The organism is Microbacterium sp. bgisy203, from assembly GCF_057706945.1.
On record NZ_JBYIPF010000002.1, the window covers coordinates 351,615 to 374,738 of the forward strand.

General features: G+C 65.0%; 19 protein-coding genes. 12 read left to right on the forward strand and 7 right to left on the reverse strand.

The window, feature by feature from the left end; translation table 11 throughout:
* Nucleotides 1-64 precede the first annotated feature (64 nt).
* Together AC3ENQ_RS04970 and rfbB are read right to left on the reverse strand one after the other, a co-directional pair.
* The gene (locus AC3ENQ_RS04970; protein WP_431802604.1) at nucleotides 65-1,498 is read right to left on the reverse strand and encodes a sugar nucleotide-binding protein; all 1,434 of its coding nucleotides are present in this window, start codon (nucleotides 1,496-1,498) and stop codon (nucleotides 65-67) included.
* The gene (gene rfbB / locus AC3ENQ_RS04975) at nucleotides 1,498-2,496 is read right to left on the reverse strand and encodes a dTDP-glucose 4,6-dehydratase (protein ID WP_431802280.1); all 999 of its coding nucleotides are present in this window, start codon (nucleotides 2,494-2,496) and stop codon (nucleotides 1,498-1,500) included. Before rfbB ends, AC3ENQ_RS04970 begins: the two co-directional genes overlap by 1 nt.
* Before the next feature lie 71 nt (nucleotides 2,497-2,567).
* Between rfbB and rfbA the strand changes: the two genes are divergently transcribed.
* Both rfbA and AC3ENQ_RS04985 read left to right on the forward strand, forming a co-directional pair.
* Nucleotides 2,568-3,440: a glucose-1-phosphate thymidylyltransferase RfbA gene (rfbA, locus tag AC3ENQ_RS04980; protein WP_431802282.1), complete on the forward strand. Its 873-nt coding sequence runs from the start codon at nucleotides 2,568-2,570 to the stop codon at nucleotides 3,438-3,440.
* A gap of 52 nt (nucleotides 3,441-3,492) precedes the next feature.
* Nucleotides 3,493-4,920, forward strand: a complete 1,428-nt coding sequence (locus AC3ENQ_RS04985; protein ID WP_431802284.1) for a DUF2142 domain-containing protein — start codon at nucleotides 3,493-3,495, stop codon at nucleotides 4,918-4,920.
* 26 nt (nucleotides 4,921-4,946) lie between these two features.
* Here the strand turns inward: AC3ENQ_RS04985 and AC3ENQ_RS04990 are convergent, their stop codons facing one another.
* Both AC3ENQ_RS04990 and AC3ENQ_RS04995 read right to left on the reverse strand, forming a co-directional pair.
* Nucleotides 4,947-6,914 carry a DUF7657 domain-containing protein gene (locus AC3ENQ_RS04990; protein WP_431802286.1) on the reverse strand — a complete coding sequence of 656 codons (1,968 nt, stop codon included), beginning with the start codon at nucleotides 6,912-6,914 and terminating at the stop codon, nucleotides 4,947-4,949.
* Nucleotides 6,911-7,837: a glycosyltransferase gene (locus AC3ENQ_RS04995; protein WP_431802288.1), complete on the reverse strand. Its 927-nt coding sequence runs from the start codon at nucleotides 7,835-7,837 to the stop codon at nucleotides 6,911-6,913. The genes AC3ENQ_RS04990 and AC3ENQ_RS04995 overlap by 4 nt, the downstream gene beginning before the upstream one ends.
* Nucleotides 7,838-7,963: 126 nt before the next feature.
* Here AC3ENQ_RS04995 and AC3ENQ_RS05000 point away from each other — a divergent pair, with 126 nt between their 5' ends.
* The 8 genes from AC3ENQ_RS05000 (at nucleotide 7,964) to AC3ENQ_RS05035 (ending at nucleotide 18,067) form a co-directional block, all read left to right on the forward strand.
* Nucleotides 7,964-8,440 carry a GtrA family protein gene (locus AC3ENQ_RS05000; protein WP_431802290.1) on the forward strand — a complete coding sequence of 159 codons (477 nt, stop codon included), beginning with the start codon at nucleotides 7,964-7,966 and terminating at the stop codon, nucleotides 8,438-8,440.
* Nucleotides 8,441-8,629: 189 nt separating this feature from the next.
* Entirely contained in the window at nucleotides 8,630-10,438 is a 1,809-nt protein-coding gene (locus AC3ENQ_RS05005; protein WP_488185847.1) for a rhamnan synthesis F family protein, read from the forward strand.
* A 1-nt stretch (nucleotide 10,439) separates the two neighbouring features.
* Complete coding sequence (locus AC3ENQ_RS05010) at nucleotides 10,440-12,350, forward strand: rhamnan synthesis F family protein (RefSeq protein ID WP_431802294.1); 1,911 nt, start codon at nucleotides 10,440-10,442, stop codon at nucleotides 12,348-12,350.
* Nucleotides 12,310-13,368, forward strand: a complete 1,059-nt coding sequence (locus AC3ENQ_RS05015; RefSeq protein ID WP_431802296.1) for a glycosyltransferase family 2 protein — start codon at nucleotides 12,310-12,312, stop codon at nucleotides 13,366-13,368. The genes AC3ENQ_RS05010 and AC3ENQ_RS05015 overlap by 41 nt, the downstream gene beginning before the upstream one ends.
* 77 nt (nucleotides 13,369-13,445) lie before the next feature.
* Nucleotides 13,446-14,582 (forward strand): UDP-galactopyranose mutase, encoded by a 1,137-nt coding sequence (gene glf, locus AC3ENQ_RS05020; protein ID WP_431802298.1) that lies wholly within the window; start codon nucleotides 13,446-13,448, stop codon nucleotides 14,580-14,582.
* Between the two features lie 144 nt (nucleotides 14,583-14,726).
* A complete protein-coding gene (locus AC3ENQ_RS05025; protein WP_431802300.1) occupies nucleotides 14,727-15,587 on the forward strand; it encodes an ABC transporter permease in 861 nt (286 codons plus the stop codon).
* A 1-nt stretch (nucleotide 15,588) separates the two neighbouring features.
* Nucleotides 15,589-16,806: an ABC transporter ATP-binding protein gene (locus tag AC3ENQ_RS05030; protein WP_431802302.1), complete on the forward strand. Its 1,218-nt coding sequence runs from the start codon at nucleotides 15,589-15,591 to the stop codon at nucleotides 16,804-16,806.
* Between the two features lie 40 nt (nucleotides 16,807-16,846).
* Nucleotides 16,847-18,067, forward strand: a complete 1,221-nt coding sequence (locus tag AC3ENQ_RS05035) for a glycosyltransferase family 2 protein (protein ID WP_431802304.1) — start codon at nucleotides 16,847-16,849, stop codon at nucleotides 18,065-18,067.
* A 43-nt stretch (nucleotides 18,068-18,110) separates the two neighbouring features.
* Here the strand turns inward: AC3ENQ_RS05035 and AC3ENQ_RS05040 are convergent, their stop codons facing one another.
* On the reverse strand, nucleotides 18,111-19,175 hold the full coding sequence (locus AC3ENQ_RS05040) for a glycosyltransferase family protein (protein WP_431802306.1): 1,065 nt from the start codon (nucleotides 19,173-19,175) through the stop codon (nucleotides 18,111-18,113).
* Nucleotides 19,176-19,199: 24 nt separating this feature from the next.
* Here AC3ENQ_RS05040 and AC3ENQ_RS05045 point away from each other — a divergent pair, with 24 nt between their 5' ends.
* A complete protein-coding gene (locus AC3ENQ_RS05045; RefSeq protein ID WP_431802308.1) occupies nucleotides 19,200-20,000 on the forward strand; it encodes an ABC transporter permease in 801 nt (266 codons plus the stop codon).
* On the forward strand, nucleotides 20,000-20,743 hold the full coding sequence (locus AC3ENQ_RS05050; RefSeq protein ID WP_431802310.1) for an ABC transporter ATP-binding protein: 744 nt from the start codon (nucleotides 20,000-20,002) through the stop codon (nucleotides 20,741-20,743). Before AC3ENQ_RS05045 ends, AC3ENQ_RS05050 begins: the two co-directional genes overlap by 1 nt.
* A gap of 19 nt (nucleotides 20,744-20,762) precedes the next feature.
* On the opposite strand, the gene AC3ENQ_RS05055 is transcribed toward AC3ENQ_RS05050, so the two are convergent.
* A complete protein-coding gene (locus AC3ENQ_RS05055; RefSeq protein ID WP_431802312.1) occupies nucleotides 20,763-22,067 on the reverse strand; it encodes a UDP-glucose dehydrogenase family protein in 1,305 nt (434 codons plus the stop codon).
* Between the two features lie 8 nt (nucleotides 22,068-22,075).
* Entirely contained in the window at nucleotides 22,076-23,119 is a 1,044-nt protein-coding gene (locus AC3ENQ_RS05060; protein ID WP_431802315.1) for a glycosyltransferase, read from the reverse strand.
* Nucleotides 23,120-23,124 lie beyond the last annotated feature (5 nt).

A 23,124-nucleotide genomic window follows, 5' to 3' on the forward strand; every position in this document is an offset into this window, starting at 1 on the left:
TGTGTACGTGCCCACCGACCGAAGCCGGTAACTGATTCTCGACTCGTGAGGCTCCGGTCGCCCGTCACTCTGTGTGCTCGCGGAGCACTGTCAGATACTGCTCGAGAGTGGAATCAGCCGGTGCCACGTGCCACCCGGTCGCCAGCAACTTCGTCGGATCAAGCACGCTGTTGCGCGGTCGGGGCGCCACCGGCGCGGTCGCGCTGGCGAAGTAGACCTCGGTCGACACTCCGGTGATCCGCGCCGGATCATGCCCCGTCAGTCGGAAGACATCGCGGGCGATGTCCGCCCAGGACTGCGGATCGCCGCCTCCGGTCAGGTTATACACGCCGAACGGTGCACCGGTATCGACGAGGTGGCGGATTCCGCGGGCGATGTCGTCGGTGAAGGTGAGACGGCCGACCTGGTCATCGACGACCTTCGGGTCGATGCCGCGCTCGGCAAGGGATGCCATCGTCCGCACGAAGTTGGCGCCGTCGCCGATGACCCAGCTGGTGCGGATGACGAAATGGCGGGGCACCGTCTGCACGATCGCGTCACCCGCAGCCTTCGTCTGGCCGTAAACGCCGAGCGGACACACCGGGTCGCCTTCGCGGTACGGGCCGTCGAGAGTGCCGTCGAAGACGTAGTCGCTCGACACGTGTACGAGCGTGATCCCGTTCTCCGAAGCGACGCGGGCGAGCGCCGTGACTCCGCTGACGTTCGCCGCCCACGCGTCCTTCCGACCCTCGGACGTCTCAGCGAGATCGACCTTCGTGTACGCGGCGGCGTTGATGATCAGGCCGTAGTCACGCCAGCGACGGGCGGTCGCGAAGTCGGGAGATGCAAGGTCGAGCGCGACGCGGTCGGCGTACTCGACGTGGGGAGCGTCGCCGTACTGGTCGCGCAGCGCACGTCCGAGTTGCCCGTTCGCGCCGAGCACGAGCGTCTTCTTCGGCGGGATCGGTGTGACCTCGGCAAGGCGCGGGTGGTTCTTGTCCTTGTCGCTGATCTCGACCTCATCGAGTGGGATCGGCCACGCGATCGCGGCCGTCTCGTCGGCGAGGTTGAGGAACGAGTAGGCGGCATCCGGCGACCAGTGGTCGTTGACGAGGTAGGTGTACGCGGTGTCTGTGTCGAGGGTCTGGTACGAGTTCCCGACTCCGCGGGGCACAAAGATCGCCTTCGACGGGTCGAGCTCCGTTGTGAACACCGCTCCGAAGGTGGGTCCCTCACGCAGGTCGACCCACGCGCCGAAGATGCGCCCCGTCGCGACCGAGACCCACTTGTCCCACGGTTCGGCGTGGATTCCCCGTGTGGTGCCGACCGCGTCGTTGAACGAGATGTTGTTCTGCACCGGGCCGAAGTCGGGCAAGCCCAGCGACGTCATCTTGTCGCGCTGCCAGTTTTCCTTGAACCAGCCGCGCGCATCGCCGTGAACGGGCAGGTCGAAGACGACGAGACCGGGGATGGCAGTCTCGGTGACGGTGAGGTGCTTGCCGTACTCGGTCACGCGGATCACTGTCCCTTCGACGCGTAGAACGCCTCGACGCCGTCCTTCGCGGGCGCCCACCACGCCTCGTTCTCGCGATACCAGTCGATCGTCGCGGCGACGCCCGCTTCGAAATCGCGGTACTGCGGCGTCCAACCGAGCTCCGTGCGCAGCTTCGTCGAGTCGATCGCGTACCGCAGGTCGTGACCGGCGCGGTCGGTGACGTGGTCGTAGGCATCCGCCGGCTGACCCATCAGTGTGAGGATCAGTTCGACGACGGTCTTGTTGTCCTTCTCGCCGTCGGCGCCGACGAGGTAGGTCTCGCCGATCTCGCCCTTCTCGAGGATCGTGAGGACGGCGGAAGAGTGGTCATCGGCGTGGATCCAGTCGCGGACGTTGTCACCGGCACCGTAGAGCTTGGGCCGGATGCCGCGGATCACGTTCGTGATCTGGCGGGGGATGAACTTCTCGACGTGCTGATACGGCCCGTAGTTATTGGAGCAGTTGGAGATCGTCGCCTGAACGCCGAACGAGCGCACCCAGGCGCGGACGAGCAGGTCCGACCCGGCCTTCGTGCTGCTGTACGGGGACGACGGGTTATAGGGGGTGTTCTCGGTGAAGCGTTCCGGATCGTCGAGTTCGAGGTCGCCGTAGACCTCGTCGGTCGAGATGTGGTGCAGGCGCGTGCCGTGCTTCCGCGCGGCCTCGAGCAACGTGTAGGTGCCGACGATGTTGGTGTCGAGGAACGGACGCGGGTCGTTGAGCGAGTTGTCATTATGCGACTCGGCGGCGTAGTGCACGACGGCATCCGTGTCGGCGAAGAGGGAATCGACCAGCGCGGCGTCCGCGATGTCGCCCTGGACGAAGCTCACGCGGTCAGCGGGGAGCCCCTCGAGCGACGCGAGGTTGCCGGCGTAGGTGAGCTTGTCGAGGACGGTCACGTGGTCGTCGGTGTGAGCGACGACGTGGTGGACGAAGTTGGAACCGATGAAGCCGGCGCCGCCGGTGACGAGGAGCTTGCGCATCCGTCCAGACTATCGGGGCGTTCTGTGGTCTCGAAGTTGGATCGGATCACTCTCGATGAGAGACTTGCAGGATGCGCGGCATCATCCTTGCCGGGGGCACGGGCTCTCGATTGCACCCGATCACCCTCGGCATCTCCAAGCAGTTGGTCCCGGTGTACGACAAGCCGATGATCTACTACCCCCTGTCGACTCTGATCCTGGCCGGCATCCGGGACATCCTGATCATCACCACGCCGCAGGATTCGGAGCAGTTCCAGCGGCTGCTCGGTGACGGCTCCCGGTTCGGTGTGTCTATCACGTACAAAACTCAGCCATCGCCTGACGGGCTCGCTCAGGCGTTCATTCTGGGCGAGGAGCACATCGGTTCGGACAGTGTGGCACTCGTCCTCGGTGACAACATCTTCTACGGCCCGGGTATGGGTACCCGTCTGAGGCAGTATCGGGAGCTCACGGGCGGCGTGGTCTTCGGCTATCGAGTCGACGATCCTTCCGCCTACGGCGTCGTGGAATTCGATGAGTCGGGGCGTGTCGTTTCCCTCGAGGAGAAGCCGGAAGAGCCCAAGAGCCACTATGCGGTCCCCGGTCTGTACTTCTATGACAACGACGTCGTCGAGATCGCGAAGAACCTGAAGCCTTCGCCACGCGGGGAGCTCGAGATCACTGACGTCAACAAGAAGTACCTCGAGCGCGGCGCCCTTCAGGTCGAACTCCTTCCGCGGGGAACAGCCTGGCTCGATACGGGCACGTTCGATTCGCTTGCCGAGGCGACGGAGTTCGTACGGACGGTGCAGAAGCGCCAGGGACTTTCGATCGGCGCTCCCGAGGAAGTCGCGTGGCGGCTGGGATATCTCAGCGATGCGGAACTGCTCGAACGCGCGGAGCCGTTGCGTAAGAGCGGCTACGGTGAGTACCTGCGCAAGCTCGTAGAGGTGGCCGGCCAGTGATCTCTCCCACGCCGTGAATGCCCTCGACCAGGATACCCCCGCTCGTTTCCGCGTGCGCCGGCGCTTCGCGGCCGACATCATCGTCCTGCCGATAGCAGCGGCCTTCATCGCGTTCTTCATCGTCATGATTCCCCAAGGGTGGGGGATGGACGAGCAGTCTCATGTGGCGCGTGCCTACCAGGTCTCGGAGGGCACCCTCGCTCCGTACGTGCGCGCGGACGGGCGCACTCTCGGCGCGCAGGTACCGCAGTCGATCGTCGATCTTCAAATGGACGGGCACCGCGCCTCGAACGACGTCGATCGCGGTGCACCTCAATGGTCTCGCGCCGACTTCGAGAATGCCGGGGACATCGCGCGCCTCGCGAGCGCGCCGCTGCGACCGGAGTCGACCGTCGACTTCGACATCTCCAACGCGGCGGCATCGAGCGCCGTCGCCTACGCGCCGGCCGCCGTCGGGATGGCCGTCGGACGCGCAGCAGGGCTCGACACGGGCGGCGTGCTGCTGGCGGCACGAATCTCCAATGCGCTCTTCTCCATGGCGCTCACGTGGATCGCTGTCCGGATTCTTCGCGGCTTCCGTGCGGCCTGGCTGTCATTCGTTGTCGTCCTCTTCCCCTCCGCGATCGTTCAAGCGTCGTATGTGACTGCGGACACCTACACGAACGCTGTCGCGATCCTCGTCGTATCGGCGGCCGTCCGACTCTGCCTGGATCGTGATCCGTCCGCGAGGGCGCTCCTCGTGGCGGGCGTCGCAGGGCTCGGCCTGGCATTCGCGAAGCCCTCCTACGCTGTCTTCCTTGCACTCGTGCTCGTGATTCCCGGGCCGCGCCTTCTTCCAGAGCGATGGCGCTCCCGTTCGATGAGAGACGATGTGCGTCGGGCGCGCGCGATTCGATGGGGTTATCTTGCGATTGCGGCGGTGCTGACTGCGGTGATCCTCGTCGCAACCTCGTCTGCGGCGTCGGCCATCAGCGCGATGTACGGCCGAGGCGCCGTGCCGGCCGAGCAACTGAAGTGGGTGCTGGCACATCCGCTGGACGCCGCCATGGTCGTAGGACGTTCCTTCGTCAGGTACGGCGACGACTGGGTGCGCAACCTTTTCGGCAGTATCGGGTACAACGGCATTAATCTGCCCGAGATCGCCGCCGTCGTCCTGGTCGCGGTGATCGTCGTGGCAGCGCTCAACGCGGAACCTCTTCGGCGAGGTCGTGGCGTCTGGTTCGCGATCGTCGGCGCGGGCGGGGTCCTCGTATCGATGCTCGCGTTGTACCTGTCGTTCACTCCCGTCGGCGGAGCCGCCGTGGAGGGAGTGCAGGGTCGCTACTTCGCTCCGATGGTGCTCCCGGTGCTCGTGGGTATGCGATCGCTGCTCCCGATGCGAGCGGAGATGTCGGCCCGCGCGTCGGCAGTCGTCTTTCCCGTCGGCTCCGTATTCGTGCTCGCCGCGCTGGCGGCAGCGTGGATCCTGGCGCTGTACTGAACAACCACAGGGGTCGGAGCGGTCGGTCACCGCTCCACGTCGTAGACGAAGTAGTTGATGCCGCCCCAGGTGAAGCTGTCACGCTGAGTGAGACACGGACCGTCCAACGGAGACGCTGAGACCGCGTGTGTGAATGATTCGATGCGCTCCGCCACCACGCAAGGCGATGTCTGGACGATTATCGTGTCGGCGACAGGCTGCGCGAAGGTGATGTCATCGTTGTCGGTCCACTCGAACATGATGTGCAGACCGCCACGATTCCACAACTGCTCGTACGCACCCTCCGGGTCGAGCTTGCGCCACTCGTCGACATCGGGTCCGATCTGCTGCCGGGCGCTGAGGGACGGAGTGCCGGTGGCCATCATCAGTGAGTCGACGTCCTGCGAGGGTGATGCCCACACCGTGCCGTCGGACATGCTCTCCGCGCCCCAGGCCATGAACTTCTGTGCCGTCGTGCTAGCGCGCAGATCGCCCAGGCCGAAGAGGATCGGTTGTGCGGTGGCCGTGAGCGAGAGCGCGGCCACGCCCGCGAGCACCAGCGGCCAGCGGTGTTGGGAGAACGCCACGAGGGCGTAGACGACGGCGCCGGTTCCGAGCGCGCAGGCCCAGATATACCACGTTGTCAGTCCCGGCATCGTCGTCTCCTGGAGGGAGGAGCCGCCATACCCCGACAGGAATGCGGCGGCGGACGCGGCGACGACGGCCACCGCCTGGCGGCGAGGGGGACGCCATTGGCTCATGAACAGACAGAACGCGATGATCGCGATGTATCCGACGCCGAGCATCGCCCGGGTGTTCGGCACACGGTTGACGATCGGTATGTGACTGCCGAGCGACCCCCAGCTCATCGTGCCCCAGCTCAGCCAGAAGAGGCCGAGGGCGACGATGGGGATCAGAGCTGTCGCAAGCACGCGTGATCCGCGCCACCGCTGCGTCGCAAACAGCAACACGAGAACCACGAGCAGCACGGTGAACGCGGTTGCGGCCTCGCTCTGGTTCAGGGGGGTGTCGCGACCGAGTGCCTCCATCTTTCCGAGGTTCGTCGCGCCGAAGACCATCCCCGGGCTCGTGGCGCCGCCTGTGCTCTGGCGGTCGCCGGGGTAGACCGTGCCGAGGCCGGCCATGACCGCCGAGCGATTCTCCCAGAAGATCAGCGCAGTCCAGCCCAGCCCCGAAACGCCGACTGCGCCGAGCGCGAGCACACGCTCGCGCCACGGCGCTGCGCGAGCGAGGATCACCGCGGCGGTCGCGACGACGATGGGGATGCCGACCACGATCGCCAAGGGCTGGTAATACGTGGGAAGGCGCGCGAGGAGGATGCCGCAGGCGAGCACGGCGACGATGCCGCGGCCCCACTGACGTCTTCCGAGAGCCGTTGCTCCGTAGATTCCGAGCGCGCACCCTGCAGCCACGAATCCGAGCGTGTTCACCGGTCTCCCGGACCACCACGCGCTACCCGGAGCAACCATGATGAGCACGCCGGCGAGATATCCCCAGCGCGCGCCCGCCCCGACCTGGCGGAACCAGATCGGGAGCCCGATGAAAAGCAGGAGCGCGGGGAGCCACCACTTGGCCGCGAAGAGCATCTCTTGAGGCAGGATCGTCCCCAACGACAGCATCGAGCCGTCGAAGAACACCACGCTCGACACGGGACCCGCCGGCAGTTGCGCGAAAAAGTCGTTGGAGACGCTGAGCGGGGTCGGATCCTCGGCGCCGCCACGGGCGAGTTGCCCGAGCCAGATCGGTGATTCCGTGCCCCATTCGTCCGATCGGATGCCCTGAGATCCGCCGATCTGCAACCCCAGGGGAGAAGCCGGGTCTTCACGAAGTGAAGAGATTCCGATGTTCGACGTCGTGACACCGAGAAGGACGAGGATGAGGTAGACGAGGACCGGTGCGATGAAGATGGTTCGCCGGCGAGCCCATGCCGAGAATCGGGTCAGCGCGCCTCGGGTCGCGTCGAGCGCGGCGGGGGCTGCCGTCGTGCTCGTCATGGAATCGTAGGCGTCGGCGCGCTGTACTGCAGGTAGTTCAGTCGACTCAGTTCTCGGCGCGCTTTGAGCACACCGTCGAGAATCAGGCCGATGACCCACGCCAGGAATGCGACGATGACGATCCCGACGGCGAGGACTGCGGTCGGCAGTCGCGGGACCAGGCCGGTCTCGACGAAGTCGACGATGACCGGTATACCGATGATGATGCCGATGATCGCGAGCAGTGCCCCTGCGATGCCGTAGAACATCACGGGGCGCTCGTGACGGATGAGACCGATGATCAGCGACAGAATGCGGAAACCGTCGTGGTAGGTCCGCAGCTTGCTCTCACTGCCGACGGGCCGGTCTTTGAACCCGACGGGAACTTCGATCTGCGGAACGCGCAAGCTCATCGCGTGGACCGTCAATTCTGTTTCGATCTCGAACTCTCGCGACAGAGCAGGGAAGCTCTTGACGAATCTCCGCGAGAACACGCGATAGCCGCTCAGCATGTCGCTGACGCTCGAGCCGAACACGCCGCTGACAAACCAGTTGAAACCGCGGTTGCCGAGCTCGTGCCCGGGGCGGTAGGCACCCGCCTCGGTCTCGCGGCGCACTCCGAGGACGTGATCGTAGGGGCCGTCCAACAGTGCATTGATCATCTGCGGCAGATCTGCAGCGGCGTAGGTGTCGTCGCCGTCGATCAGGACGTAGACATCTGCATCCACGTCGGCGAATGCGCGCCGGACGACGTTCCCCTTGCCCTTGACGTACTCGTGCCGCACGGTGGCGCCGGCCGCCCTCGCCACTTCCGCTGTGCGGTCGCTACTGGCGTTGTCATAGACATAGATCGTCATGCCGGGAACGGCCGCGCGCAGGTCGTCGACAACCTTACCGATGGCGAGTTCCTCGTTGTAGCACGGGACGATCGCGGCGATGCGCAACTCGGGCGTTTCAGGCAACACAAATCTCCTCGGAAGGCACGCGCTAAGGACCCTCGGAGGCCCGCGCGGCGGCATCCAAGTTATCATGGGAGCAACCTACGGCCCGTGCGAGTGAGATGGAGTGGCGTGGCAGATCGTTCCGGGCCCGGTGGGTTCCTTCGGAAGAGCGGTGCATTCCTGGTCGTCGGCGGCGTTGCCTTCATCGTTGACGCGCTGACCTACAACCTTCTCGTCTTCGGATTCACCGGTCGTGGCCCCCTGTACGACCTTCCGGTCGTTGCCAAGATCATTGCGATCGTCGTGGCGACGGTCGTCACCTACGTCGGCAATCGATACTGGACATTCGGCACGCGGACGATCGAGCAACGCGCTTCGCGCTACGTGATCTTCATCCTGCTGAACGTGATCGCGATGGCCATCCAGGTGGGATGCCTCGCGTTCTCCCGGCACGTTCTGGGCTTGGAGGGTGTCGTGGCGGACAACATCGCCGGCACGATCGTCGGTCAAGCGCTCGCGACTATCTTCCGATTCTTCACTTACGATCGCTGGGTCTTTCCCGACGACAAGGCCACGGCGCAGCGAGTGGCTGTGGAAACCGGTTGACACCACAGGGAAGCCACAGGCTCTGTCCTTAGCGTCAATGAGCAGTCCCACAGTCTCACGAGGAGGAGCCGAACTTCTATGAACCCGCACAGCTCGATCGCGGAAGAAGGCACGAACGGGGTTCCGGAGGGCACGAGCCGTCTCGTCATCTACGCACTCGCCAGCGAGGGAGCGGCGCTCGACGGTTCGGTGCGCCGCGCTCTTTCCGCACTGCGAGCACACGCAACACGCCTGGTCGTGGTCGTTGCCACGTCGCTCCGCGCCTCGGATCGGCAAGAGTTGGTGGATCTCGCGGACCGGGTCGTGGTAGGCCCCGCCGAGAAGTTCGAACCCTCGTTCTACGCGGTCGCACTAGCCCACAGCTCTGCGAACGCGTGGGACGAGATCCTGCTGACGGGCGACTCGTGGTTCGGCCCGGTGGACGACTTCGCGCCCCTGTTCTCGCGGATGAGCGGGGGAAGCGCAGACTTCTGGCAGCTTGCTGAGAGCCGCCAGGGCTTGGTGCGCGACTTCCCGGACCAAGGCTTCCCCCGTCGATCCTGGCCGTGGACGTGGACTGTTGTCCGGCGAAGTGCCATCGAGCACGCCGCGTGGGCCGAGTACTGGCGGCACCCCCGTGATTCGTTTCCGGTCGACGGCGGGGAGGAGGAGCTCCGTGCTCACTTGGAGGCCGCAGGTCTCGTGGGCGATCATGCTTACTTGAAAGCGGACTTCCCGGATGGGCATCCCACCGTCTTCGCCGCCGATCGCCTCCTCGACGCAGGCTGCCCGATCGCCAGCCGGGTGCCGTTCTCGCTCTACCCGCCGTTCCTTCAGCAGCACGCGGTGATCGGGCGGGACACCGTTCGCGCCCTGCACGCGCATGGCTATCCCCTCGAGGTCGTGTGGCCGACGCTTGCGCGTACCGTGCCGGCGAAGGCGTTGAACGCCAACGCGGGAATGCTCGAGGTGATTCCGCGTCGTTCGCCGGCGCTCGAGGTGCGACTCCGTATCGCCGTCGTCGCCTATGTCTCCGATGTCTCGCTCGCCGACGAGCTGCTCCGCTACGTGGAGAACGTGCCCGAGGGGTTCGACCTCTACGTGACGACGACGGATGGCATCAAAGCCTCGAGGCTGCGCGCGATGCTCGACGACAGGCCGACGCTCGGGGCCAAGATGATAGACATCCGTGTCACTCCGACGGGCGGCGGCGGAGACATGGGCGACTTCTTCGTCGGCTGTCGCGACGTCATCGCGAGCGACGAGTACGACCTGATCGTCAAAGCGCACGTGCGGCGCAAGCGCGCGAAGACGGCGAAGGTGCGCCGTTACTTCCGCCGTTATCAATGGGACAACGTGCTCGGCTCGCCCTCTCACGTTTCCGGCATCCTCGCGCTGTTCGCCAAGGAGCCGGGGCTGGGCATGGTGTTCCCCCCGATGATCCATATCGGCTACCAGACGATGGGGAGGGGCTGGGCGCGTTACCGCGATCGCGCGCTCGCTTTGCTGAAGCGTCTCGATGTGCGAGTTCCTGTGGATCGGATCACCCCGCTGGCGCCCTACGGCGCGACGTGGATCGCCCGGCCGGCGGCATTGCGTCGCGTCGCCTCCCTCCCGTGGACATACTCTGAGTACAAGTCGTTCCCCGACCTCGGTCGAGTTCAGGAGCGCGTTCTGGTCCCCGCAGCGGCGGCGGACGGATTCCACGTGCGGACGGTACTCACTCCCGATCATGCGGCGATAAGTCACACCGCGCTCGAGTTCAAAGCCGATCAGTTGATGTCCACCACGACGGGGTACCCGGTCGACCAGATCACGCTCTTGCACCGAGCCGGCGCGACGGGGCGTGGCGGCCCGGTCGGGCTGTCGCGGATGTATCTCCGCATCAACCACCCTCGCGTAGCCAGGATCACGCTGCCGGTAATGGCGGTCGCCGAGCGATGGTTCCTCCGAGTGCGGGACCTCCGACACCGCAGTGCGGCTCGCAGGGTCGGGCGAACATCCGGGAAGGACGCCTGAAATGAAGACGACCGAACTCATCGTCACAGAGCCCCGCCCCGCCTCCGCGTTCCCCCCAGGGGGCAAGCGCCTCTTGATCTACGTCGTGTACGACCGCCGCGGCGATGTCGAGGACTACATCCCGTACGCGCTGACGAGCCTCAGGGAGTATTGTGACCGCGTCTTCGTCGTGGTCAACGGGACGTTGACCGAACAGGGGCGTGCCGCGCTGGCGGAAGTCGCCGACGATGTCCTAGAGCGCGAGAACCGCGGCTTCGACATCTGGGGGTACAAGGACGGCCTGGATGCCGTCGGGGCGAAGATCGCAGAGTACGACGAGGTGATCCTCGCCAATGACACCTGGTACGGCCCCGTCCGCTCTTTCGGGCCGGTCTTCGACCAGATGGACGGACAGCCCTTGCATTTCTGGGGCATGACCGACCATCCTCGTGTCGAGCCGAATCCCTTCACCGGGACCGGCTACCTGGCCTACCATCTGCAGTCCTACTGGCTGGCGGTGCGGCGCGATCTGTTCCTCTCCCACGAGTGGACGTCCTACTGGCGTGACCTTCCGGAGCTCGCCGGGTACAACGACGCCGTGGTCGTCCATGAGGCGACGTTCACGGAAAAGCTCTCCACCGACGGTTTCGTCGGCGAAGTCGCGTTCCCCGGCCTCACCGACCGCATCGAGAACCACGCGGTTCTGTACGCCGAGGAGCTGATCGAGCAGGGGTGCCCCACGCTCAAGCGCCGCGCGTTCTTCCAATGGCCGCCGTACCTCGACCATCTGGGTGTCGTGGGCAAGTGGGCGTTGGATGCCGCGGAACGCGCCGGGTTCCCCATGCGGCTCATCTACTCGGATCTCGCGAGGAATGTCGAGCCGCATACGCTGAATGCGGATGCCGCGTTGCTCGATGTCCTGCCTGTCGACAGCAATGATCTCGATCCCGACGGCCCGCTGCGCATCGTCGCGATCGCGCACATCTTCTATGAGGAGATGGCGGAGGAGATGCTGGATCGGCTCGACTACCTTCCCGGGAGCTACGACCTCGTCGTCACCACCACCGACGATGAGAAGGCCGCACACATCCGCAATGTGATCGCCGCGCGTCACGCACGAGGGAAGTCGGAGGTGCGCATCGTCGGGTCCAACAACGGCCGCGATCAGAGTGCTTTCCTCATCGACTGCCGCGACGTGCTCACCGAGGGGCGCTATGACCTTGTCGTCAAGATCCACTCGAAGCGGACGCTGCAGGACGCGGCGAACGCAGGCCGACACTTCCAACGTCATCAGTTCGACAACCTGCTGCCTTCGCCGGACTACGTCGCGAATGCGGTCGCCCTGTTTCAGAAGGAACCGTGGCTGGGCCTCGCGTACCCGCCGATGGTGCACATCGGGTACGGGACGATCGGCCACGCTTGGTGGGACAATCGGGCCGCCTTCCTCGCTATGGCGGAGAAGCTCGACGTGCGGGTCCCCGTCGATGAGACCTCACCTCTTGCGCCCTTCGGGTCTATGTACTTCGCGCGTCCCGACGCGTTGATGCGGCTGGCGGAGCAGGAGTGGAGCTACGACGACTTCGGTGGGGCCGAGGCGTATCGCGACGGAGGGCTGGCTCATGTCCTCGAGCGGATGCCCTCTTATGTCGCGGGCGAGGCGGGCTACACGACGCGCACGATCGCGACCGCGGACTATTTCGCGACGAGCTATACGGCGCTCGACTACAACCTGGACCAGTTCTCCAGCACGATGCCCGACACGACGATGCACCAGATCCAGTTCCTGCGAAGACTCGGGCCGATGGGCCGCGGGACCGCCGAGGACTTCGCTCTCATCCTCGCGCGGATGAGACGGCCTGACTGGGAGCCGAAGATCAGGCGAGTGGCTGACCGTGCCCGCGCCGCGCGACGCCGCTTGCGTAGACGTGGCTGACCACGAGAACTCGCCCGGGTCGGCGGTCGTTCCTCGCGTCTCGGTGATCGTCCCCGTGTACAACGCGGTCTCGTTCCTCGAGGCGACGGTGGCGTCGATCCTCGACCAGACCTACTCCCGGCTCGAGGTGCTGCTCGTCGACGACGGCTCGACCGACGGCTCCGGCGAGCTCTGCGATCGTCTCGGCAGGATGGATGACCGGATTCGCATCATCCATCAGGGCAATTCAGGTATCGGTGCGGCGCAGAATGCTGGACTCGACGCTGCGACCGGGGATCTCATCACCTTTTGCGACAACGACGATCTCATGCTGCCGTCACTCATCGCGCGCCTCGTCGAGGTTCTCGTGGACTCGGGTGCCGACATGAGCTGTTGTCGGTGGGCGAATGTCGGTGCCAGTGTGGCCGCGGAGGAGCGCCGTCGTCGGAGTGACGATCCGCCCGGTGAGGTTGTCGTGTTCGGCGAGCCCGCCCGTCACTACCAGGAGGTCTTCAGCCTCGCGCATCGGCGGCTGAGTCGTCGCGAGCTGCAGTACTTCAGTGAGGCGAACTGGGGAAAGCTGTACCGCGCAGCGTTGTGGGACGGCGTCCGGTTCCCCGTCGGTGTCTATGCCCAAGACGTTGCCGTCGCGATGGACCTGTACCTCCGCATGGAGACGGTCGCATCGTGCTCGGACGTGCTGTACCTGTGGATTCAGCATCCGCAGAGCGTGTCGCATGGCTCACGCCGCACCTCGTACTTCCACGACATCGTCGTTGCGCACGCGCACGTGTTCGACCTCGCGCTGGAAGCGGGGATCACGCCGGCGCGAGCCTATGGCGGGATGATGACGCTCGATGCGGAGCGGCGGAGCATTCGCGACGATGACGACCGCGCTCTCTACCTCGATGATGAGCAACAGGTCGCCGCTCGGGTCGCGCGCCTCACACCAGCCCAACGCCTGCGTTGCCGGCTGCTTCATCTCATGCGTCGACTCGAGGTCCGGATTTACCGCCTGACGGTGCACCGCCGCCGTTGACTGGGCCGTGGTGCCGTGCGTCGCCACGGCTAGACTGAGTGACTGGCGTCACCCACGGAACGAGAGCACTGCAAACCATGGATCTTCTCATCGTCGGCTCTGGTTTCTTCGGTCTCACGGTCGCGGAGCGGGCTGCTGCGGCGGGTCGTAAGGTGACGGTCATCGACCGCCGTCATCACATCGGCGGCAACGCGTACAGCGAGGACGAGCCGACCACGGGGATCGAGGTGCACCGTTATGGGGCGCACCTGTTCCACACGTCGAATGCGACGGTGTGGGAGTACGTGAACCGGTTCACGAAGTTCACGGACTACGTCCACCGTGTGTACACGAACCACAAGAACGTGGTGTTCCCGTTGCCGATCAATCTCGGCACGATCAATCAGTTCTTCCAGGCCGCGTACACCCCTGACGAGGCGCGTGCGCTGATTCATGAGCAGGCGGGGGAGTTCGATGCGAAGTCTGCGCAGAACCTGGAGGAGCGGGGGATCGGTCTGATCGGGCGCCCGTTGTATGAGGCGTTCATCCGGGACTACACGGCCAAGCAGTGGCAGACCGATCCGAAGGATCTGCCGGCGGAGATCATCAGCCGTCTCCCGGTGCGGTACACGTACGACAATCGGTACTTCAACGACACGTGGGAGGGGCTCCCGACCGACGGGTACACGGCGTGGCTGGAGCGGATGGCCGACCACCCGAACATCGACGTGAAGCTCGGCACCGACTACTTCGACGACACCCAGCCCTTCAATAAGGCCGCGACTGTCGGGCAGGTCCCCGTGGTCTACACCGGCCCGGTGGACCGGTACTTCGACTATGCGGAGGGTGAGCTGTCGTGGCGGACCCTCGACTTCGAGGAGGAGGTCCTGGAGGTGGGGGACTTCCAGGGGACGAGCGTGATGAACTACGCGGATGCCGGGGTGCCGTACACCCGCATCCACGAGTTCAAGCATTTCCATCCTGAACGCGCCGACCGGTATCCGAAGGATCGGACCGTGATCATGCGGGAGTTCTCCCGGTTCGCGACCCGGGAGGATGAGCCGTACTACCCGGTGAACACCCCCGACGATCGTGCGGGCCTGCTCGCGTACCGGGAGCTCGCGAAGGGGGAACGGGACGTGCACTTCGGGGGACGCCTGGGCACCTACCAGTACCTCGACATGCACATGGCCATCGGGTCGGCACTGTCGATGTGGAACAATCAGCTCGCGTGAGAGCGGGAAGCTGAACGCACGACGGTCTCTCATCGGGCGCTCGGTATAATCGTGACTTCGTGATGAGCGAGAGACAGTGAGCAGTGCGTGAACGAAAGTGCCGTCGTCCGATTCGATCGACTGGCCGGTGAATCCCTCCAGTCCGTGACGCCGAGTCGTGAAGGGATCGGCGGGTTCTTTCGCACCTTCGGTGACATCTGGAACCATCGTCAGCTGCTCGGGCTTCTCGTTCGGCGAGACGTCAAGGCGCGCTACAAGGACAGCGTTCTGGGCATGCTGTGGACGCTCATCAACCCCCTGGTCCAGCTCGGCGTGTACTTCCTCGTCATGGGCCAGATTCTCGGGGCGGCCCGCGGCATCCCGGACTTCGCGATCTACATCTTCTCTGGTCTCACCATCTACGGGCTCTTCTCCGAGACTCTCTCGGGGGCGACCGGGTCGATCGTGGCCAACTCGGGGCTTGTCAAGAAGGTGTACGTGCCGCGCGAGGTGTTCCCCCTCGCTGCGACCGGATCGGCGCTTTTCACCTTCTTCGTTCAGCTGCTCGTGCTGATCCTCGCCAGTCTCCTGCTCGGCACGGCGGCGCTCTCATGGTCATTGCTGTACTTCTTCCCCGCGGTGGCACTCGTCCTCGTGTACGGGGTCGCCTTCGGGCTGCTCCTGTCGGCGCTCAATGTCTATCTGCGTGACGTGCAGTACCTGACGCAGGTGCTTCTGATGCTCGCGCTGTGGGCGTCGCCCATCGTCTACGCGTGGACGATGGTGAGCGATGTGGTCGTGAGATACGGCCTTCCCAGCTGGCTGCTCGAGGTGTACACGGCCAGCCCGTTGACGCTCGCCGTCCTCGGTTTCCATCGCGCTTTCTGGACCGCGGGAACACCCGCCGACTATCCGCCGGACCTGCTCCTCCGCATGGGTATCGCGTTCGCGGTGGGGTTGATCCTCCTCGTCATCTGCCAACGCGTCTTCGCTCGACTGCAGGGCAACTTCGCTCAGGAGCTATGACATGTCAGAAACCACAACTGTGGAAGTGCCCGACGTCGTCGTCATCGACGAGGTCTCCAAGACTTTCACGCTCCGCAAGGACAATTCGCTCAAAGAACGCATCGTCACGTTGGGGCGCCGCGGACGGCAGCATCGCGAGGAGTTCCAGTCGCTGAAGGACGTCTCGTTCTCGATCCCCGCAGGTTCTTCGATCGCCCTGATGGGGCCGAACGGATCGGGGAAGAGCACCCTCTTGAAGGTCATCGGCGGGATCATCGAACCGTCCTCCGGGCAGGTCCTACGCCGTGGCCGGCTCGCCGCGCTCCTCGAGTTGGGGGCAGGCTTCCACCCCGATCTCTCCGGGCGAGACAACGTCTACCTCAATGCCGCGATTCTCGGGCTCACCAAGGAGGAGACCGACGAGCGGTTCGACAGCATCGTCGCCTTCTCTGAGATCGGCGACTTCATCGACACGCAGGTGAAGTTCTACTCATCCGGGATGTACGTCCGCCTCGCATTCGCTGTCGCAGTCCACACCGATCCCGACATCCTTCTGGTCGATGAAGTGCTCGCCGTCGGCGACGAAGCGTTCCAGCGCAAGTGCATGGACAAGATCCGCGAGTTCCAGCGGGAGGGTCGCACGATCGTGCTTGTGTCGCACTCGGCGGGCCAGGTGATGGACATCTGCGACCATGCTGTGGTGCTCAGCCACGGCGAGGTCGCTTACATCGGAGAGGCCGCAGAAGCGACGAAGGTCCATCGCGAAATCCTTGAAGGTAAGCGTCAGGCCAACGCCACCCTCGCGCCTGTGCCGGAGGTGGCGAAGGCCTCCCGGGTCAAGGGCATCAGAGTCACTGACGTGTCGGGGGCGCCCAAAGCGGAAGTCACCCCCGGAGAGGACATCGTGGTGCAGATCGACATCGAGCACGACCAGCCACATGAGATCTGGTACACGACTTTCAGCATCGACACGCCCACGGGGCAGCAAGTGTTCGGAACCGGTGCGCATCGACTCGGAACGGCCCATGACGCGGTTGTGGCAGGACCAGTGACCGTGGAGTATGTCATCCCAAGCGTCAGCTTCGCTGGCGGTCAGTACTTCGTGAACGCCGACGTTTCCGACCAGGATCGCACCAGGCTCGACGTCCTGTGGCAGGGCGCTCACTTCTATGTACCCATTGAGGACCGCCAAACGGGTACCGTCCACGCGGAAGCGCGTCTTGTCAAGGGTGCGCGGTAATGGCGGCGAGGCTGCAGGCAGACGGTGGAAGGACTGACGCGTGACCCTGGTCATGACCGTGCTGGTGCGTGACGAGGCAGACATCATCGTCCCCATGATCGAGTACCATCTCGCGGCGGGCGTCGACCGAATCATCGTCACCGACAACGGATCGATCGACGGCACCCGACAGATCCTTGCGCGCTATGCGGCGGATGAGCGCGTCGTCGTCGAGGACGACCCTGTTCAAGACAAGAATCAATCCAAGAAAGTCACTCGAATGGCGCGCCGTGCAGCGACAGAGTTCGGTGCGGACTGGGTGATTAACGCCGACGCAGACGAGTTCTTCGTTCCGCTCGATCGTTCGATGAATCTTCGAGAGGTCTTTGCTCGAATGCCGGTCGAGATAGTTTCTGCGGTCATTCCGGTCATCGACATGACTGGTGAACCGACTGTCGACGGAGCGGGTATCGAAGCCCTCGTCTTTCGTGATGAGCGGGTCGAGGAGGGTCTCTATCAAAGGTCGGGGTTGCACGCCCACGCGACGCACGACGCGATTCACGTGGGGTCCGCCGACGTCACTGTCGCGCAAGGCAATCACCATGTGAGCCTAGCCAGTCAGGGTCCGGTGCCCCCAGAGCTGAGTATCGAGAGCCTGCACTTTCCGTGGCGCTCTTACCGTCAGTTCGAGAAGAAAGTGGTGAACGCAGGCCGCGCATACGAGGCAAGCCCTCACCTCCGCCCAAGCCCTCGACACCACGGGATGCGTGATTACCGCCTTTGGCGTGCTGGCGTGCTGGAAGCTGCGTACATATTTCGGCACCCGCCGGCGTCAGAGCTCGGTGCGGCTGAGTTACTCAAGGACGAATGGCTGCATGAACGTCTTCTCAGCATCGCGCGGACGGGGGCGGCGACATGTCCTGACCTCCTCGATCGAGCGTTGGCGCGAGTGGGCGCTAGGTACGATGCCGCCTCGCTCGAACACTCCCGGGATATCATGCAGCCTGTCCTCGCAATCGATGAGGAAAGGACCGCCTTGGCCGTACGAGCAGCAGCGAGCGCCCAAGCGGAGACGGCGGTACGCTCGCAGCTCGAGGTTGCTCAGCGGCGTATCGCTGAGCTCGAGCAGGAGACGGTCGAGCTAGCGGACGAGTTGACGCGGGTCAGCGCCGAGTTGACGCGCATTGAGGAGCACCCGGCCTTTCGCGTTTCCAGAGCGACCCTGCGTTGGGCGCGATCAATGAGCCCCGCGAACATCATCGGTCACGTCCGGCGCAAATGATCGAAACCGACCCGCCTGCAGTAGCATTCCGAAACGCGAAGCACTACCTCCGAACTCGCCTTCGTGCTCGAACAGCCCGCATGGCGGCACTTGTCAGCACCTCCGCCCGTGCGTCGAACGAATGATCCGCGCGCACACGCTCGACGATGGCCTCCCGCTCCTCAACGGATGGCCAGGCGTCGTCGTCCGACAGAAGTCGGCGGAGGTCCTCAACGCTCCCGTATGTTCTCACGAGACCGCCGAAGATCTCGTCGGCGCCCGGCACTTGGTCCGAAATCACGCGGGCGCCGACCGCCGTCGCGTCGAACAGGCGATTCGAAATGAATCCGTGATCCCGCATGTCGGACCAATGGTCGTTCAGCACGATTCGTGATCCGCGATACGCGCCGGGAACCGACTCGAAGTCCAGATGGTCAGCGCGGACGAAGGAAGGGTCGATGAAGTCGTCCCAGTCGTGGCCGTACACGCCGAGGCGAGCGCCCGCCGCGATAGCGTCACGCACGACCGGTCGCTCGACCCGTCGTGACGTTCCGACGAAGACCACGTCCTCGGAAATGTCGTCCCTTTCGGGTTCTCGTGTGAAACGCCGCGTGGACACCGCTTGGAGCAACGGCGTCACCTCGATCCCTTCGATCCCGCGCCATGTGTTGCTCGCGACGAATACCTGATCCCAGCCGCGTGTCGCCTCGCTGTCACCGACGCCATCCGGATGGCTGATGATCCAGAGGAAGTTCACTGCGCCCGGCACCGGGCCGATGTCATGAAGTCCACGTAGCACCAACACGACATCATCTTCTTCGGCGGCGCTGGGCTCGGCTCCGAAGAAGACGACTCGCGCCGCCTGACCCTGGCCCCGTAGTGCGTCGGCGAGGTCCTCGGCGAACGCGGTGTCGCCCCATCGTGCAGCGGTCTCATCGTCAGGCGCGCTGATCTTGATCGCCCAGTTCAACTGCCGTCGGCGATAGCGAGATTCGCGCGCCAGACGCCGTCTGATGCGCGCTGTAGTGCTGCGGAATCGATCTCTATGCAGCGAGAGACGTGAGCGCGCGGCGGAGAGAGCGTCCTGCATGTAGACGATGGTATCGATGGGATGGACGGACAGTTCCATCACCGCCCACATAGACTCGAACCCGTGACCACCGCCGTCGTCGGCGCCCCCGGATCCCCTCGGCGCTATCTCCACTCGCTGTGGTTGCTGTCGGCACGCGACCTCAAGGTGCGGTACTCGACGAGCGCGCTCGGATACCTGTGGTCGGTGCTCGATCCGCTGGTGATGAGCCTGATCTACTGGTTCGTCTTCACACAGGTCTTCAACCGCGGAGACATCGGAGGCTCGCCCTACATCGTCTTCCTCATCGTCGGCCTCCTGCCGTGGGTATGGTTCAACACATCGGTGTCAGACTTCACAAAGGCGTTTCGGAAAGATGCCAAGCTCGTCCGCTCGACGGCGATCCCGCGCTCGATCTGGGTGAATCGCATCGTACTGAGCAAGGGCACCGAGTTCCTCTTCTCGATCCCGGTGCTCCTCCTCTTCGCGATCTTCGCGCGCCCGCAGGTGCAGTGGAACCCGATGATCCTGCTGTTCCCGCTCGGGATGATCCTGCAGACGATCCTCCTCGTCGGCCTGGGCCTCCTCGTGGCGCCGCTGTGCGCCCTGTGGGGCGACCTCGAGCGCACCACACGGCTCATCCTCCGTGCCCTCTTCTACGCCTCGCCGATCATCTACGGCATCTCCGACCTGCCTGCACCGTTCGATCAGCTCGCGCTCTTCAACCCGCTGTCCGGCATCCTCGTGCTCTACCGGTCTGGGATGTTCCCCGAGCAGTGGAACCCGCTCGCCGTCGTCATCGCGACCGTGATGTCGCTGGCGTTCCTCGGCCTCGGCATCCTGGTGTTCCGCCGGCTCGAGCCTGCCGTCCTGAAGGAACTGTGATGGCAGACGACATCGCTATCAGCGTGCGCGACCTCGGTGTGCTCTTCCGCCGCAACCGCCGCGGCCGCCGCAACATCAAGGACCTCTTCGGCGGAGCCGCACGTCGCGCCCGCCCGAACGAGTTCTGGGCCCTCCGGCACGTCTCGTTCGACGTCACGCAGGGCGAGGCCATCGGCGTGGTCGGGCGAAACGGGCAGGGAAAGTCGACCCTGCTGAAACTCGTCGCGGGGGTGCTTCTCCCCGACGAGGGCGAGGTCGTCATCAACGGGGGAGTGGCGCCGCTCATCGAGATCACCGGAGGTTTCGTCAACGACCTCACGGTGCGCGAGAACGTCCGCCTCACCGCGGGACTGCACGGGATGCCGAAGGCCGAGATCGCTCGCCGCTTCGACGACATCATCGGCTTCGCGGAACTCGAGGACTTCGTCGACACCCCGTACAAGCACCTCTCCAGCGGCATGAAGGTGCGCCTGGCGTTCTCCGTCGTCTCGCAGCTCGAGGAGCCGATCCTCCTCGTCGACGAGGTGCTGGCGGTGGGTGACAAGGCGTTCCGCGAGAAGTGCTACCGTCGCATCGACGAGCTGCTCGCCGAGGGGCGCACACTCTTCTTCGTCAGCCACAACGAGAAGGACCTACGCCGCTTCTGCACCCGAGGGCTCTACCTCGACAAGGGTGCGCTCAAGCTCGACGGTTCGATCGGGGACGTGCTCGACGCGTACAACGCGGATTACGCCCCGCGCTGAGCGCAGGCGGCTCAGCGGGTCAGGGGCGTCCCATGCCGTAGTAGTCCCAGCCGGCGTTGCGCCAGGCGGTGGCGTCGAGGCCGTTGCGTCCGTCGATGATGACGCGTCCGTCGGTGAGGGTGGAGGCGTGGTCGGGGGTGAGGTCGCGGCGGTACTCGTCCCATTCGGTGACGAGGATGATGGCATCCGCGCCGCGGATGGTGTCGTCGCGGGACGGGTTGTAGGTCAGTTGCGGGTGGACGCGGCGGGCGTTGTCGATGGCTTCGGGGTCGGTGACGACGACGTTCGCGCCGAGCCCGTGCAGGCGTACGGCGACGTCGAGGGCGGGGGAGTCGCGGATGTCGTCGCTGTAGGGCTTGAACGCGGCGCCGAGGACGGCGATCTTCTTTTCGAACACCGATCCGTCGAGTCCGTCGACGACGAGTTGGATGGCGCGGTCGCGGCGGCGGAGGTTGATCTCGTCGACTTCGCGCAGGAACGCGACCGATTCGCCGCGGCCGAGCTCTTCGGCGCGGGCGGAGAAGGCACGGATGTCTTTGGGGAGGCATCCTCCGCCGAAGCCGATCCCGGCGCCGAGGAAGCGCCGTCCGATGCGGACGTCGTGCCCGATCGCGTCGGCGAGCTGGGTGACGTCGGCTCCGGTGACTTCGGCGATCTCGGCCATCGCGTTGATGAAGCTGATTTTGGTGGCCAGGAACGCGTTCGCGGCGACTTTGACGAGCTCGGCGGTGGCGAGGTCGGTGACGAGGAAGGGGGTGCCCTTCGCGACCGCCGGGGCATACACCTCCCGCAGGACATCGGCGGAGGTGTCATCGCCTGGCGCCACTCCGACGACGAGCCGGTCGGGGTCGATCGTGTCCTTCACGGCGAACCCTTCCCGCAGGAATTCCGGGTTCCAGGCGAGCGCCGCGCCGGTCGCCGCGACGCGGGGCGACAGCTCGGCGGCGGTCCCCACGGGGACGGTGGACTTCCCCGCGACGACGTCGCCGGGAGACAAGTACGGCAGGAGCCCGTCGACGGCGGCGTTGACATAGGTGAGGTCTGCGGCGTACCCGTCCTTCTGTTGCGGCGTGCCGACACCGATGAAGTGCACCTTCGCTCCGGATGCCTGGGACATATCCGTCGTGAACGACAAGCGGCCCGTCGCGAGCCCCGCCGTGAGGATCTCGGGCAGGCCAGGCTCATAGAACGGCGCGTCACCACGCGAGAGCGCACTGATCTTGCGCGCGTCGACATCGATGCCGACGACCTCGTGCCCAATCGACGCCATCGCCGCAGCGTGCACGGCGCCCAGATACCCGCAACCGATGACCGAGAGCCTCATCGGCGGCCTCAGCCCTGAACGAGGGCCGGCATCGGCTCCCAGTCGCGGTCGCGTGCGATGGCGCGCCCGTCGCGGAGCCCGCGGAACAGGTGCGACGTGCCGGAGAGCTTCCGCTCGACGAACGCGAGACGGATGAGCTCCTTGCCGAAGGTCAGCGCCGTGCCCAGGCCGAACGCAGCGGGGTGGTAGACGCCGAGCGCGCGGTAGTACTGCTTGATGAGCGCGCGGTTGCGCATGATGTAGTAGCGGTAGGCATCCGATGAGGCATTCATGTGCCGGATGCCCATGTCCCACTGCTTGATCTCGCGCGTGCGGCGCAGGACGAACTCGTTGACGATGACCGAGGTGGTCACGCGCGACGCGAGCCAGCCGTAGGTCTGGTCATCCCAGTAGATGAAGAACCGGGGGTCGGGCAGACCGATCTGTCCGACGATGTCGCGGTGGATGAACATGCCCTCGAAGCATCCCGAGTTCATCTCCTTGTACCCCGACGCGTCGAAGCCGGAAGGAGCGAAGGGAATGGGGATGCCGAGCGGCTCCGCGATGCGGTACTGCCAGTAGAACTCGCTGCCGTCGAAGTCGTAGCGGCGCCCCTGGATCGACTTGAACCGCGGTGCCCACGCGCCCATCTTCGCGAGCCCGTCGGGCATGACCTCGACGTCGTCGTCCATGACCCAGATCCAGGTGGATCCGAGCTCGTAGGCGATGCGCATACCCTCGCTGAACCCGCCGGAGCCGCCGGTGTTCGTATCGAGACGCTGGTAGACGAGCGTCGTACCGATGCGCTCTCGGTACGACTCGACGACCTCGGTGGTGTCGTCGGTCGAGGCGTTGTCGACGATGACGAGATGCCCGGGCTTCGGGTCCATGGCGACGATCGAATCGAGCAGTCGGGTGAGGAGCGCCGACCGGTTGAAGGTCACGACGGCGATCGTCGCGGTGGCGGGATCGAACGGTGGGGCACCCTGCGGAGTCTCCGCGGACGACGAGTCTTCCGGCGTCGATTCCGGGGAAGAGCTCCGAGCGGAGTGCGGCGAAGAGGAGAGCGTCATGACCT